This is a genomic window from Klebsiella sp. JN_Kp121, assembly GCF_040062145.1.
Taxonomy (GTDB): Bacteria; Pseudomonadota; Gammaproteobacteria; order Enterobacterales; family Enterobacteriaceae; genus Klebsiella; species Klebsiella aerogenes.
This window is the reverse complement of the sequence record NZ_JBEAHX010000029.1, coordinates 37801-52988: the sequence shown is the minus strand read 5'-3', so window position 1 is coordinate 52988 and position 15188 is coordinate 37801. Positions and strand designations below refer to the sequence as shown.

Here is a 15188-nt window from a genome sequence, read left to right as displayed (position 1 = left end):
AATAAAAAATATCGTTTTATCGCGAGTCTATGCAAAAATGATATGGCTATCTGATGCTAACCGGGAGCCGCCCATGCCAGCCGTCAACTTACGCCATATCGAGATTTTCCACGCGGTGATGACCACCGGCAACCTGACCGAAGCGGCGCGGATGCTGCACACCTCGCAGCCGACGGTCAGCCGTGAGCTGGCGCGTTTTGAGAAAGTACTCGGCTTAAAGCTGTTTGAGCGCGCCCGCGGCCGTCTGCAGCCGACGGTGCAAGGGCTGCGACTGTTTGAAGAAGTACAGCGTTCATGGTACGGGCTGGATCGCATCGTTAGCGCCGCGGAAAGCCTGCGCGAATTCCGCCAGGGGGAGCTGTCGGTAGCCTGTCTGCCGGTCTTTTCGCAGTCATTTCTGCCGCTGCTGCTGCAGCCGTTCCTGGCGCGCTATCCGGACGTCAGCCTGCAGATCGTGCCGCAGGAGTCGCCGCTGCTGGAGGAGTGGCTGTCCGCCCAGCGCCATGATTTGGGGTTAACGGAAACGCTGCATACGCCGGCCGGCACCGAGCGCACGCCGCTGCTGACCTTAAATGAAGTCTGCGTGCTGCCACAAAATCACCCGCTGGCCGTTAAAACCGAACTCGCCCCCGCCGACTTCCACGGTGAAAACTATATCAGCCTGTCGCGCACCGACAGCTATCGTCAGCTGCTTGATGCCCTATTTATGGAGCACCAGGTGAAACGACGGATGGTGGTTGAAACCCACAGCGCGGCGTCGATCTGCGCGCTGGTGCGCGCTGGTGCGGGCATTTCGGTGGTTAACCCGCTCACCGCCCTCGACTACGCTGAGAGCGGCGTGGTGGTGCGGCGCTTCAGCGTCGATGTGCCCTTTACCGTCAGCCTCATCCGCCCGCTACATCGCCCCGGTTCCGCGCTGGTCGACGCCTTTGTCCAGCATCTGCAAACCAGCCTGCCGCGTATCGAACAGCCGCTGGCGGCGGTACTTAAGAGAGCATAAATTCCACCGCGTCGGCGGCATGGATCGCCGCGGTATCAAATACCGGCAGCGGACTACTCGTTTCCGGTACCAGCAGGCCGATTTCGGTGCAGCCGAAGATAACGCCTTCCGCCCCCTGTGCCGCCAGCGCCTCGATGACCTGCAGATAATAGTCGCGCGAGGCGTCGCTAAAGGTGCCGAGGCAGAGCTCATCAAAAATAATTTGATTGATGCGCGCCCGATCGTCAGCCTGCGGGATCAGCGTCTCAATGGCAAACTGCTGCTGTAGACGGCCGCGATAAAAATCCTGCTCCATGGTGTAGCGGGTGCCCAATAGCGCGACCCGACGCTGGCCTTTAGCGCTGATAGCCCGCCCGGTGGCGTCAGCGATATGCAGGAACGGCACCTCGCAGCGGGCTTCAATCGCATCAGCCACCTTATGCATGGTGTTGGTGCACAGCACGATGCCCTCGGCGCCGGCCTGCTGTAGCCCCAGCGCGGCCGCGGCGAGGATCTCGCCGGCGCGATCCCACTCCCCTGCCGACTGGCAGGCTTCAATCTCATGAAAATCAACACTATGTAGCAACAGGCTGGCGGAATGCAGGCCGCCGAGCCGCGCTTTAATGCCTTCATTAATTAACCGGTAATAGGGAATGGTGGATTCCCAGCTCATGCCGCCCAGCAGGCCGATGGTTTTCATTATCTGCTCCTTTATGGTTTGCTCCAGTGAAGCAAACCTGCCGATAACTTTCCACTGTTGCTGTTGGGCGGCGACCCCATCAGAAGAAATATTTAAAGCGCACGCGCGCGCCGTAGCGTTCGTCGTCGTTCCCGCTCTGCTGGGCCGACGAATCCAGCCATGAGGCATAGGCGCCGAGATAAATATTAAAGTTCGGCATATCCATGATATTCGGGAGTTGCCAGGAGGCATGGATCGTGTGGATGTCATAGCGGCCCGGCGTCAGAATCGCGCAGTCGCCATCGCACTCGCCGCTGACCCCCGCCATGTTGAACTGGTCGATTTTGTTGTGCGCGTAGATATATCCCAGCTCGACGCGATGCCACAGCGCGTTGATACCGGCGCTGAAATCCTCTTCATCCGCCGCGTCCAGATAAGCGGTGCTGAGATTCACCACCATGCCATCCTCGGCATCGGTTTTCAGCGTATTCCAGCTCATGGTCAGGCCGTAGCCGGTACGGCTGGACTGATCGACCCAGCGTCCGTTCTGGTTTTGATAGCCATAGGCATTGTTCACCAGATTACTCTCAACCGCCGCCGCCACTGACCACGGTCCGGACTGCCAGGCCGCCACCGGCCGCACATAGACCACGTTTTTATGATTTTCGAGCGCGTTGCCGTGGTAGTTTTGATCGACAAACAGCGAGCTACCGTCTTCCACCAGCGTGTTGAGCTCAAAGTACCAGTTATCGAGGTATTTGCTCAGCAGGAAATTACCGCCGCTGCTGCTACGCCCGCGCCCCTCTTTCATCATGTAGATATAACCGTAACCGTCGCTATAGAGATCGTTGGCGGTATTACCAGAATATTCAATAAACGTATCCTGATTCAGCGGGAACATATCGTAAGCTTCAAAGCGCCCGATTTTTATTTTCCAGTCATTTTCCTGACCAAAGAAAAATACGGCATCATCAAGATTCATTTTCCCGGTCATATCCGCCAGCGGTTGTACGCTAAAGCCGGAATATTTACCATTAGCGCCTTTGCGTAAGCCATCAAACCCTAACAAAATACGCCCATTAATATCCCAGCGCTCTTTATCCCCCGGCGCCCAGTTCTTATTCGTGCTGGTTTTTACCGAGGTCAGGCTGCCGGTTCGGCTGGCGCCATCCATATTAAATTCAACATCACCGTAAAATTTTAAATCGACATCTTTATTCACCGCCAGCGCGGGCGCGGCAACCGTCGCGGGCGCAGGCGCGCTGCTTTTAGCCGTCGCGCGCTCCTGTTGCTTCAGTTCGCGGATTTCCGCCTCGGCGTTTTGCGCCCGCTGCTCGGTGGCTTTTAAGCGCTGCTCCATCTGCGCCAGACGCTCCTCAAGCGAAAGCGTTTGCTGCGCGCCGGCGGCGGGAATAAATAAAGACGAGATAAGACATCCAACCCAGATTTTATTCATCGTTAGACCCTGCTTATTATATATTAAAGGTATTGTTTTATTATTTTGGTGAATATTAAATAACCCGCCAGCGTTTGCTTACGGGTTATTCAGGTTAATGATTATTTAATTAGAGGTTCCATGCTCCGCCATCAATTAATGCCGCACTACCACTCCAGGAAAATAAAGCTAATTCCCGGCGCTTGGCATCAGGATAAATACGGCTGCTGAGGCAGGCTTCGCCGTCATTAACGAAAACCTCAACGGATGAGCTATCGAAAAATAGCCGCAGCTTCAGCGCCGAACCGGCTGGTAACGGAACGCTGCGGGTGCCGCACAAACCATATTGCGGATAGCGACGCTCCAGCACCAGACGCTGCATCTGATTGTCGACATATACCTTCAGCCCTTCGCCAAAGCTCAAACCGTATTGCTCGGCGCAGCTATTGGCCATATCCCAATGCAGATTGACCTCCATGGTTTCACAATGCTCTACCATCGTCAGCTGCTGATTCTTCAACGAACTGACCGGCCACGGGAACCAGTCGCGGCGCAGGACTTCCACCTCTTTTGCCGGGCGCATCAACAGCCGATTATCAGCGCCGAGGCTTAACTCACGCGGCAGCGACAGCATGCCGGCCCAACCGTCCTGCTGCTCCGGCAGCGGCGACTCCCACATATCCAGCCAGCCGATCACAATTCGTCGGCCATCGGGGGTGAGGAAGCTTTGCGGCGCATAGAAATCGTGACCGCTGTCGAGTTCGACAAACGCCTCTTCGCGGACAAAAGGTTGCCCCGGCTGCCAGTCCCCCAGCAGATAGCCGCTCTGGAATAAATTGCGCCGGGCAAAGCCGTCCGCGGCCATCCCCTGCGGCGAGAACATCAGCACCCGCTTGCCATCGAGTTCAAAGAAATCCGGGCACTCCCACATGTAGCCCATCCCCGCTTCGGCCTGGGCAAGAATACCGGCGTCCTGCCAGTGGCGCAGGTCGTCAGAACGGTACAACCGCACCTGGCCGACGTCGTCTACCCGCGCGCCGACCACCATGTACCAGCTTTCACCTTCACGCCATACTTTCGGGTCGCGAAAATGGTGCATCCCCGGCGGGGTATCGATAACCATCCCCTGGCGCTCAAAATGGATGCCGTCGCGGCTGGTCGCCAGGCACTGCACCTGGTACAGGTTATTTTCATCCGCGGGATCGCCATGAAATTTATGGCCGGTGTAGATGAGCGCCAGCGTATCGCCATCAACCACCGCCGAGCCGGAGAAGCAGCCGTCTTTATCTTCCGGCCCTTCCGGCGCCAGCGCCACCGGCAGGTGTTCCCACTGCACAAGGTCCTTGCTGCGCGCATGTCCCCAGTGCATCGGCCCCCACTGGTTTGAATACGGGTGGTGCTGATAAAACGCGTGGTACCAGCCGTCGAACCATACCAGCCCGTTGGGGTCGTTGATCCAACCGGCACGGCCCGCCAGGTGATAACGCGGATACCAGCGCGGGTTGAGATCCACGCTTTTCGCCTGCAGTTCCCGCTCCGCGTTACTAATGGAATAGATCATATTCATTTCTCTTTTCAGTCAGATAGTGGATGGCTGCGACATGAGCGAATCCGAAGAGGGCTTATTGGATCGCAGCAGGAAGATGGAGATGAAGGTGGTGCAGAACACCAGCAGTCCCATGATCAAATAGGAGTCGGCGAAGCCGTATTTTTCGTAGCTATAGCCCGCCAGCGGCGACAGTACGGTGGCGATGACCGAACTGGTGCAGGCGAAACCAACCAGGTACAGGGTGGAAGAAAGGCGTTTATCAAAGTTCAGGCTGTTGTATTTGAAGATGGACACCAGCAGCACCGGCAATTCCACGGCGTGCAGCAGTTTCGTAATCGAGATCAGAACAGGGCCTTCCACCAGCCCGGAGGCCACCATGCGCATCGCCATCACCATACCGGCGAAGATCAGGCCGTTTTTCGCGCCGATGCGATTGACCAGCCACGGGGCGCAGAACATTCCCGCCGCTTCGAGGAACACCTGGAAGGAGTTGAGATAGCCATACATGGCGTTCCCTTCATGGAGCGTGGCGAACTGCGAGGAGAAGTAGACCGGGAACTGCTGGTCGTAAACGCCGTAAATACAGGTGCCAACGACGAAAAACACCAGCGCCCAAAAGCGCGGCAGCGTCAGCAGGCGCAGCGCGTCTTCCAGCGTGACTTTACCGCCACTGACCGCCTCCTGCATGGCGTGCGGCGCTGAAGAGACCTTAAGCCGCGCCAGCAGCATGAAGAAAACCAGACCAGAACAGCTGGCGACGGCGAAGTTCAGCTGTGGGTTAATGTTGAACAGCAGCCCGGCGAAAAAGGTCGCCACCGCCCAGCCCAGCGATCCCCACATCCGCGCTTTGCCGAATTCAAACTGGCTTTGCCGCGCTACGCGCTCGGTATAGGACTCCAGCACGCCAATGCCGCCGTTAAAGGTCAGGCCGATATAGATGCCGCCAAAAATACTGCCAAGCAGCACGTTGATTTTCAGCAGATAGCCAAACAGCAGATAGGCCGGGCCGGAAAGGATCAGTAAGACGGTGATATACCAGAGTAAATTTTTGCGCAGCCCCAGTTTATCCTGGATAAAGCCGTAGCAAATCTGGGCGAATAGCGCCGAGACCGACAGCACCGCGTAGATAATGCCGGTATCCCCAGCTTTCAGCCCCACTTCCTGATGTAGCCAGATGGAAAGCAGCGAGCCGGAAGAAGACCAGGTAACAAAAAAGAAAAACAGTAAGGCACTGAGTAAGGGGTAGCTGTGAGAGTGATGCATCTTCATCATGACATTCTCGTGTTGGAGTAATGCGCAAATGGTAACGTTAACAAAAAACATCTCTCATCTGGTTTTGTGACGATTCATGATGTTAATCACAAAAGTTAACGTTAACATAATGGAGATGAGATCGCGATCAACTATTCCTCGCCATGCTTCACCATCAGGCTGGGATAGACTATCGTATGATCCTTTTACATCAGCGACTTAGTTGTATACCGGAGTAATCACCATGGCATCCCTGAAAGATGTAGCGAAGCTAGCCAACGTCTCACTGATGACGGTATCCCGCGCGCTGAACAGCCCGGAGCGCCTGAAGGCGGAAACGCTCGCCCGCGTACAGGCGGCTATCGAACAGACCAATTACGTCCCCGACCTGTCGGCGAAGAAAATTCGCGGCGCCCGGGCAACGCCGAGCACCATCGGCGTGCTGGCGCTGGATACGGTGACCACTCCATTCTCGGTAGAGATAACGCTCTCTATCGAAGAGACGGCGCGGGCCCACGGCTGGAACAGCTTTGTGGTTAACATGTTCTCGGATGACAATCCAGATGCCATCCTTGACCTGCTGCTTTCCCACCGCCCGGACGGCATCATTTACACCACCATGGGGCTACGCCAGGTTCCGCTACCGGCGAAATTGTTGACGCTGCCCTGCGTGCTGGCCAACTGCGAAAGCCTGAACGAGAACGTCGCCAGCTATATTCCGGATGATGAGCAAGGCCAGTACGACGCGGTGAAAGCGCTGCTGGCCGCCGGCTATCGCCGCCCGCTCTGTTTGCATCTTCCGGCCAGGCATCTGGCGACGATACGCCGCCGACAGGGGATGGAACGCGCCTGCCGTGAGGCGCAGGTCGATCCGGATACGCTCGATCACTGCTATATGACCTACGGTGACGAACACTATCGCGATATTCCCGGCCAGTTGCTGGCCCATATTGATCAAGGTAAACCGCGGTTTGATTCCGTAGTGTGCGGTAACGATCGCATCGCTTTTATGGTCTACCAGACGTTGCTGGCGCAGGGCTTGCGAATCCCTGAAGATGTGGCGGTGGTGGGTTATGACAACATGGTGGGGATTGGCGATCTGTTCCTGCCGCCGCTGTCAACGGTGCAGTTACCGCATTATGAAATTGGCCGCCTGAGCGCCCTGCATATTATTAACGGCGACAGCCATCGGGATACCATTAAGGTTCCCAGCCCGTGGCTGCCGCGCGAATCCGTGTGATCAGTTGCCGATGTTACGCAGCTTTTCCCCGGACATCAGCTTGCGTTCGATGTGCTCCAGCGTCACGTTTTTGGTTTCCGGGATTAGCCAGAAGGTCACGCCGATAAACGCCACGTTCAGCGCGGTATAGAGCCAGAACGTGCCTGCCGCGCCAATCGCGTCCAACAGCGTCAGGAAGGTCGCGCCAATAATCATGTTCGACACCCAGTTGGTGGTGGTCGAACAGGTGATGCCGAAGTCGCGGCATTTCAGCGGCTGGATCTCAGAGCAGAGGATCCACACAACAGGAGCGGCGCTCATCGCGTATCCGGCAATACACATCATGGTCATTCCCACCGATAGCCAGGAGAGGCCGCTGCCGGCGGTACCGTTATCAAACTGCATCAGGCAGTAGCCCAGCACCAGGGTGCCCAACGCCATCACGCTAAAGCCGATTTTCAATGCCGGTTTACGCCCGGCCTTATCAACGGTAAACACCGCGATAAAGGTGGCGAACATGAAGGTCAGGCCGACCACCAGCGTGGCGATCATCTGCTGCTCGGTGGTGGTAAAGCCGGCCATTTTGAAGATCCGCGGCGCGTAATACATGATGATATTCATGCCGGTAAACTGCTGCATCGCCTGCAATAACATGCCAAGGAATACCGCCCGACGCACGTTGCGGTTCACTTTGAACAGCGCCCAGCCGCCCTGCTTGAGCTTCAGGCTTTCGCGGATTTCATTCAGCTCATCGCGCGCCTTTTCCGAGGTATCGCGCAGCATGCGCAGCACTTCTTCGGCCTCGATATGGCGGCCTTTTTCCGCCAGCCAGCGCGGACTGTTAGGCAGGAACACCACCAGGATAATCAGCAATACCGCCGGCAGCGCCAGCACGCCAAGCATCGCCCGCCAGTTGCCGCTGTAGCTGAAGGCGGTATCGGATAAGAAGGCCAGCACGATGCCAAGGGTGACCATCAACTGATACATGCTGATCATCTTGCCGCGAACGTTTTCGCTTGCCATTTCAGAAAGATAGAGCGGCGCGGTATAAGAGGCGATACCGACGGCGACGCCAAGGACAATACGCGCCGCCAGCAGCATCTCGACGCTGGTGGCGAATGCCGAGCCGATAGAGCCCGCCACAAATAGCACCGCGCCAACCATCAAACTGTATTTACGGCCAAGACGGAAAGAGAGCCAGCCGTTGAACAGCGCGCCGATCGCCGCGCCCAGCATCATACTGCTGACCACCCACTCCTGCAGACGGCTGGATAAAACGAAATGATCGGTGATGAAAGGTAGCGCCCCGGCAATCACGCCGATATCAAGGCCGAATAACAAACCCGCCACCGCGGCGGCAATGGAGACAAACTGGTTCATGCGCCGGGTGTTGCGCTGCGCATTGGGGAGTAAACCCGGATCGGTGGTCAATGAAGTCATTTTTTTCCTGCCTCAACAGAGTATGCGTGCAGTGAAAGTACGGGATCGCAGGGCTAAGGTGTCAGGCGGGAGATGGCGAAGATATGGATAAAACGGCTGGCAGCATTGTTTTTGTGATGGACATTAAACTTTATCTTATGCAAAAAATGCTGTCCGATCGTCAAAACAACCCTGATGAATGGCGAGTATTTTATTTTCCATTACTAACGAGTATGGATTATTTAAACCTCATGATATGGACGATCATTGTTCAGATAACAACCCGCCGGTTGGCGGGTTGTTCGACTATGTCTGTTAGCGCGCCAGCCAACCGCCATCTACCGCCACGGTGTAGCCGTTGATGTAATCGGATGCGCTGGAGGCGAGAAACACCACCGGCCCCATTAAATCGCTCGGCAGGCCCCAGCGGCCGGCCGGGATACGGTCGAGAATTTCCGCGCTGCGCTGTTCATCGGCGCGTAACTGCTGGGTATTGTTGGTTGCCATGTAGCCGGGGGCAATGGCGTTAACATTGATATTATGCTTTGCCCATTCATTGGCCAGCAGGCGAGTTACGCCCATGACGCCGCTTTTCGAGGCGGTGTAGGACGGCACGCGGATCCCGCCCTGGAACGACAGCATGGAGGCAATATTGATGATCTTGCCGCCGTTACCCTGAGCGATGAAGTGCTTCGCCGCGGCCTGAGACATGAAAAAGACGCTTTTGATGTTCAGGTTCATCACGTCATCCCAGTCCTTCTCGCTGAATTCGATAGCATCCTGACGGCGGATTAGCCCCGCGTTATTGACCAGAATATCGATGTGGCCAAATTCCGCCACCGCGCGCTCAAGCAACTGCGGAATACCATCTATCTGCCGCAGGTCGGCGGTGAGGCTCAAAAAACGACGCCCCAGCGCGGTAACGCGCTCGATGGTTTCCGTCGGCTCAACGATATTAATACCGACGATATCGCAGCCCGCTTCCGCCAGCCCAACCGCCATGCCCTGGCCTAAACCGGTGTCGCAGCCGGTCACTACCGCGACTTTCCCCTGAAGAGAGAATGCATCAAGAATCATATCTGGTTCCTTTCTTTCACGGCCTGCTCACCACAGGCAAGGTTCTGAGGTTAAGAAGAACTCCTGGAACATCCCCATCATAAAAATAAAACAGAGTTCCGTTTTGCTGATGGTCACATAGTAGACCGCTGAAAAATCATTTTCAACGACAATTAAAACAACGTTTCATTTTTTATGATTAAAAATGATAAAAACGCAAAACGGATCACATCGCCAGGAACTAGCAACCTGTACAAAAGCTATAAATACAGTGAGTTAGGTTATCTTTGAAAAATAACCGCGAAGAGAGAAAATCGGAGAGAAAAACGAAGAAAAGAAGATCGGCGAGGAAGTTGGACATCGCGCCGAAGACGGCGCGAGATCGTATTATGCGCGCTCCACCGCCAGCGCAACGCCCTGACCGCCGCCGATACACAGCGTCGCGAGCCCTTTACGCGCATCGCGCTTGATCATTTCATGTACCAGCGACACCAGAATACGGCAGCCGGACGCGCCAATCGGATGCCCCAGGGCGATAGCCCCGCCGTTAACGTTAACCCGCCGTTCATCCCACTCCAGCACTCTGCCAACGGAGATCGCCTGGGCGGCAAAAGCTTCATTAGCTTCGATTAAGTCAACCTCATCCAGCTGCCAGCCCGCGCGCTCAAGGCAGCGCCGGGTGGCATGTACCGGCGCGATACCCATTAGCGCCGGATCGACGCCGACGCTGGCGAAGGCGCGAATGCGCGCCAGAATCGGCAGCCCCAGCTCCTGGGCCTTTGATTCGCTCATCATCATTACCGCCGCCGCGCCATCGTTAATACTCGATGCATTACCCGCGGTCACCGACCCAAGCTGGTCGAAGGTGGGCATCAGGCTGGCTAACCCTTCAGCGCTGGCATCCATCCGCGGCTGCTCGTCGGTATCCACCAGCCGTTGACTGCCGTTATGCTCGGTGGCGACCGGCACGATTTCATCGCGAAACCGCCCGGAGTCTATCGCCCGCCGCGCTTTTTGCTGCGAGCTAAGCGCCCAGGCGTCCTGTAGTTCACGGCTGATCCCATACTCCCGGGCCAGGTTTTCCGCCGTTACGCCCATATGATAGTCATTGAAAGCGTCCCACAGCCCATCATGCACCAGGCTGTCGATAAGCTGGCTATTGCCCAGCTGCGCGCCGGTTCGGCTGTCGGTAAGCACATGCGGCGCGCGGCTCATGTTTTCCTGGCCGCCGGCGATCACTACATCCGCTTCGCCGCATTGGATGGCCTGGGTCGCCAGGTGCAGCGCTTTCAGCCCGGAGCCGCAAACGTCGTTGATGGTGATCGCCGAAACGGTATTCGGCAGCCCGCCGCGGATCGCCGACTGACGCGCCGGATTCTGCCCGGTGCCCGCGGTCAACACCTGACCGAGGATCACTTCATCAATGCACTGCGGATCGATTCCGCTCCGCTCGACTAACGCCTTCACCACCACGCTGCCCAATTCCACCGCCGAGTGACGCGCCAGCGTTCCCTGAAAACAGCCGATAGGCGTACGCAACGCGCCGACGATCACGACATCTTTCATCCTTTACCTTCTGCGCAAAGAACCATCAATAGATGCCGTTATAGTAGAGAATTGTTATCAAAAAATTTCGCAATTGTTTAAAAAAAGTGAGGAAGTTCACAAAGTTCGCCATCACGACTCGCGGCCTTGCCCTTCAAGGTGTTGGCGCAGCCAGCTGCCCGCTTCCCCCAGCGGCGTACGCTTGTTCCATAGCAGATCCACCGAGATCGACCGCGGCCAGCCGGCGATATTCAACGTTTTAAGCTTGCCGCTACCGGCGAACTCTTCCACCAGCGCGCAGGGCAAAATACACCAGCCAAAGCCCTGCACCGCCATACTCAGCAGCAGCAAATAGTTGGGCGCCGACCATACCTGGCCGCGCGAAGGATCCGGCGCGCTCTCAAGATAAGTGCTAAGCCGCAGTTCACGCCAGCCGTGCAGATCATCCCAGAAAACCCGTCCCTGACCGGCCAGCGGATGCCCCGGCGCAACATAAATCCCCATCGCCGTTTGCAACGGCAGGCGCATGCTGCCGATCTCCATCGGATAGCTGTCCCGGGCTTCGATAAGCCCCACCTGAGCGCGCTCTTTTTGCAGCAGATCCACCACGTCTTCATCTTCGCCAATCAGACATTCAAACTCGGTATGCGGAAAACGCCGATCGAACTGTTCCAGCAAATCCTCCAGTACATCCGGGTGCAGGGTATCCGACAAGACGAAGGTCAGCCGCGGTTCGGTATTGCCGGATAACGAACTGGCGAGCTCATCCAGCCGCGAACTGGCGGCCAGTATTGCTTTCACATAGCCCAGCACCTGCTCGCCCTGCGCGGTTAGCGTCGGCTGGCGAGTGGAACGATCGAAGAGAGTCAACCCCAGGTCGGTTTCAAGATTCGAAATCGCGGTACTGATGGTGGACTGGCTTTTACGCATCCGCCGGGCGGCGGCGGAGAACGAACCGCTGGCGGCGGCTTCTACAAAAGCGGTGAGGGCTTCGGGAGAATAGTGCATAAACTATCTACTTTATCGATGGAATCTATCTTTTGTTTATCACATTTTTCCATAAAATGCCGGGTAAATCTGGATGACAGAACTGACAAGAGGTATCCAAAAATGAAAACCAATCACCTGCAGCGTAAGACACTGCTGGAACGCGTACTCCACGCGGTAAGCTTTGAAGGTCTCGCCACGTTAATTCTGGCCCCCACCGCCGCCTGGCTAATGCAACGATCGGTGGTCGAAATGGGCGGCTTGGCCATTTTGCTCGCCACCATGGCGATGGTCTGGAACCTGATCTATAACGCCGCCTTCGACCGTCTGTGGCCGGTTTCACGCCTGGCGCGTACGCTGCGGGTGCGCGCGCTGCACGCCATCGGCTTTGAGTGCGGCTTTATCATCATCGGCGTCACCGTCGTCGCGCTGGTGCTTGGCGTGTCGCTGGTGCAGGCATTTATGCTGGAAATCGGCTTTATGCTGTTCTTCCTGCCCTACACCATGTTCTTTAACTGGGCGTGGGATACGCTGCGCGTGCGCGTCCTGAAGTATCGCCAGCCGCAGAGTCTGCCGAATAGTTAACGTTCTCGATCGCGCGGATCGCCTAACCCTTTGGCGATCCGCAGGTTTATTTATCGCCGAAAACTATCACCGCAAACGATTCATAAATGTGGTAAATTGCACTCCTTTTTTTGGGTTATACGGTTGATAAATTCGCATAATGTCTAAAATTTGGTCTAAAGAAGAAACTCTATGGAGTTTTGCTCTATATGGCACTGCCGTAGGCGCCGGCACCCTATTCCTGCCGATTCAACTCGGTTCGGCCGGCGCCATCGTGCTGTTCCTTACCGCTTTGGTTGCCTGGCCGTTAACCTACTGGCCGCACAAAGCGCTGTGTCAATTCATCCTGTCGGCCAAAGTGGCGGCCGGTGAAGGGATCACCGGCGCGGTCAATCATTACTACGGCAAAAAAGTCGGCAATCTGATCACCAGCCTGTACTTTCTCGCCTTCTTCGTAGTGATCCTGATCTACGCCGTGGCAATCACTAATTCGCTGGCTGAACAACTGGCGAGACACGTGGCGATGACTCCTGGCGTACGCGCTCTGCTGAGCCTCGCCGTGGTGCTGGTACTGAATCTGATCTTCCTGATGGGGCGTCATATGACCATCAAAGTGATGGGATTCCTCGTCTTCCCGCTGATTGGCTGTTTCCTGTTCCTCTCCATCTACCTGATTGGCAGCTGGCAACCGGAACACCTCACCAGTCAGATGCAGCTGAACGCAAAGACCTGGCACCAAATCTGGATCTCGATTCCCGTGATGGTTTTCGCTTTTAGCCATACGCCGATTATTTCGACCTTCGCTATCGATCAGCAGGAGAAATATGGTGAGCTGGCCATGGGTAAATGCAAAAAAATCATGAAGGTGGCCTACACCATCATCTGCGCCAGCGTGCTGTTTTTTGTCTTCAGTTGCCTGCTGTCCATTCCGCTGCCGTACATCGAAGCCGCGCGTAATGAAGGGGTGACGATTCTCTCTGCGCTCTCCATGGCGCCGGGCGCGCCGGGCTGGCTTGCAGTGACCGGCATTATCGTCGCGGTGGTCGCGATGTCGAAATCGTTCCTCGGCACCTATTTTGGGGTGATCGAAGGCGCCAGCGAAATCGTTAAAACCTCGCTCGGCCAGCTCGGCATTCGTAAGAGCCGCGCCTTTAACCGCGCCATGTCGATTATGCTGGTCTCGGCGCTGACCTTTATCGTCTGCTTTATCAATCCGAACGCCATCTCGATGATTTACGCCATCAGCGGCCCGCTTATCGCCATGATTCTGTTCATCATGCCGACGTTGTCGACGTATATCATTCCGGCGCTCAAGCCCTACCGTTCGCTGGGTAATCTCATTACCTTAATCGTCGGCCTGCTCTGCGTCTCGGTGATGTTCTTCAGTTAAATCGCTCTCGCGACGACGCCTTCAGCGTCGCCGCACGTTCTGCCAACATTCTCGCCCATCGCTTCTCCCTGACGGGATTACACTTACTCCTTGCCTATCATCGGAGGGAGTCATTATGTCCAGCGTAACATTATCCGGGGTCATGACCTTAGGCGACCGTCAGGTTTACCGGCTTGGATACGGCGCCATGCAGCTCGCCGGCCCCGGCGTGTTCGGGCCGCCAAAAGATCCCGGCGCCGCCATTCGCGTTCTGCAAGAAGCCGTCGCCGCCGGGGTGAATCATATCGATACCTCAGATTTCTACGGCCCGCATATCACCAATCAGCTAATTCGTCAGGCGCTGCATCCCTATAGCGACGACTTGTGTATCGTCACCAAGGTCAGCGCCCGCCGCGATGAGAAAGGCAATTGGCTACCAGCGATGTCGCCGGCGGAACTCACCCAGGCCGTCGAAGATAACCTGCGTAACCTCGGCCTGGAGAGGCTGGAGGTGGTCAATCTGCGCAGCATGCTCGGCACCCACGGCCCGGTGGAGGGTTCGCTGGAGGAACCGCTAACGACCTTACTGGAACTAAAAGCCCGCGGTCTGATACGTCACATCGGTCTGAGTAACGTCACCGCCAGACAGGTTGCCGATGCGCAGAAGCTGACGCCCATCGTCTGCGTGCAAAACCAGTACAACATCGCTAACCGCGGTGACGACGCGTTAATCGACGCGCTGGCGCAGCAAAACATCGCCTACGTGCCGTTCTTCCCGCTGGGCGGTTTTACGCCGCTACAGGCGCAAGAGCTTAACGAGGTTGCCGCCATGCTCGACGCCACGCCGATGCAGGTGGCGCTGGCGTGGTTACTGCAGCGCTCGCCGAATATTTTGCTGATTCCGGGCACCTCATCGGTGGCGCATTTACGGGAAAATCTCGCCGCTGCAACGCTTACCCTCCCCGCCGGAGCACTGGCGAAGCTGGATAGCATCAGCGGTTGATGGCGTCAACTCCCCCCTTTACGGCGTTTGCCGTGAAGGGCTATCCCCTTAATATTAAGCTGGAATTAGGCCATCTCTGCTGGCACTATATATCCTACAAATCGGGTTATGCTGATTCCTCGTCGAGGAAATA

At 56.4% G+C, this 15188-nt stretch carries 13 protein-coding genes; 5 read left to right on the top strand and 8 right to left on the bottom strand.

The features are described 5' to 3' along the window. Positions 1-73: 73 nt before the first annotated feature. The gene (locus ABLU86_RS20095; protein WP_046883045.1) at positions 74-1000 is read left to right on the top strand and encodes a LysR family transcriptional regulator; all 927 of its coding nucleotides are present in this window, start codon (positions 74-76) and stop codon (positions 998-1000) included. Here ABLU86_RS20095 and ABLU86_RS20090 read toward each other — a convergent pair. The 4 genes from ABLU86_RS20090 to ABLU86_RS20075 all read right to left on the bottom strand — a co-directional run bounded on the left by ABLU86_RS20090 (position 987) and on the right by ABLU86_RS20075 (position 5914). Continuing rightward, on the bottom strand, positions 987-1679 hold the full coding sequence (locus tag ABLU86_RS20090) for an aspartate/glutamate racemase (protein ID WP_046883046.1): 693 nt from the start codon (positions 1677-1679) through the stop codon (positions 987-989). The genes ABLU86_RS20095 and ABLU86_RS20090 overlap by 14 nt on opposite strands. Before the next feature lie 79 nt (positions 1680-1758). After that, complete coding sequence (locus tag ABLU86_RS20085; protein ID WP_063402483.1) at positions 1759-3114, bottom strand: carbohydrate porin; 1356 nt, start codon at positions 3112-3114, stop codon at positions 1759-1761. A 109-nt stretch (positions 3115-3223) separates the two neighbouring features. Beyond that, positions 3224-4654 carry a glycoside hydrolase family 32 protein gene (locus tag ABLU86_RS20080; protein ID WP_048229795.1) on the bottom strand — a complete coding sequence of 477 codons (1431 nt, stop codon included), beginning with the start codon at positions 4652-4654 and terminating at the stop codon, positions 3224-3226. A gap of 18 nt (positions 4655-4672) precedes the next feature. Beyond that, positions 4673-5914, bottom strand: coding sequence for an MFS transporter (locus ABLU86_RS20075; protein WP_015369910.1), 1242 nt, complete (start codon positions 5912-5914; stop codon positions 4673-4675). Between the two features lie 223 nt (positions 5915-6137). Between ABLU86_RS20075 and ABLU86_RS20070 the strand changes: the two genes are divergently transcribed. Then, positions 6138-7133, top strand: coding sequence for a LacI family DNA-binding transcriptional regulator (locus ABLU86_RS20070; protein WP_015369909.1), 996 nt, complete (start codon positions 6138-6140; stop codon positions 7131-7133). Here the strand turns inward: ABLU86_RS20070 and ABLU86_RS20065 are convergent, their stop codons facing one another. The 4 genes from ABLU86_RS20065 to ABLU86_RS20050 form a co-directional block, all read right to left on the bottom strand. Then, positions 7134-8552, bottom strand: a complete 1419-nt coding sequence (locus tag ABLU86_RS20065; protein WP_015369908.1) for a sugar porter family MFS transporter — start codon at positions 8550-8552, stop codon at positions 7134-7136. Positions 8553-8846: 294 nt separating this feature from the next. After that, positions 8847-9608, bottom strand: coding sequence for a 2-dehydro-3-deoxy-D-gluconate 5-dehydrogenase KduD (kduD, locus tag ABLU86_RS20060; protein ID WP_015703339.1), 762 nt, complete (start codon positions 9606-9608; stop codon positions 8847-8849). Between the two features lie 366 nt (positions 9609-9974). Next, positions 9975-11153, bottom strand: a complete 1179-nt coding sequence (locus ABLU86_RS20055; protein WP_015369905.1) for an acetyl-CoA C-acetyltransferase — start codon at positions 11151-11153, stop codon at positions 9975-9977. Between the two features lie 111 nt (positions 11154-11264). Continuing rightward, entirely contained in the window at positions 11265-12140 is an 876-nt protein-coding gene (locus ABLU86_RS20050; RefSeq protein WP_020078028.1) for a LysR family transcriptional regulator, read from the bottom strand. Positions 12141-12242: 102 nt separating this feature from the next. Here ABLU86_RS20050 and ABLU86_RS20045 point away from each other — a divergent pair, with 102 nt between their 5' ends. From ABLU86_RS20045 to ABLU86_RS20035, 3 genes are all read left to right on the top strand, one after another. After that, on the top strand, positions 12243-12704 hold the full coding sequence (locus ABLU86_RS20045; RefSeq protein ID WP_015369903.1) for a multidrug/biocide efflux PACE transporter: 462 nt from the start codon (positions 12243-12245) through the stop codon (positions 12702-12704). A 139-nt stretch (positions 12705-12843) separates the two neighbouring features. Continuing rightward, a complete protein-coding gene (locus ABLU86_RS20040; protein ID WP_015369902.1) occupies positions 12844-14073 on the top strand; it encodes an amino acid permease in 1230 nt (409 codons plus the stop codon). 115 nt (positions 14074-14188) lie between these two features. Continuing rightward, complete coding sequence (locus ABLU86_RS20035; RefSeq protein WP_348796375.1) at positions 14189-15055, top strand: aldo/keto reductase family oxidoreductase; 867 nt, start codon at positions 14189-14191, stop codon at positions 15053-15055. Positions 15056-15188 lie beyond the last annotated feature (133 nt).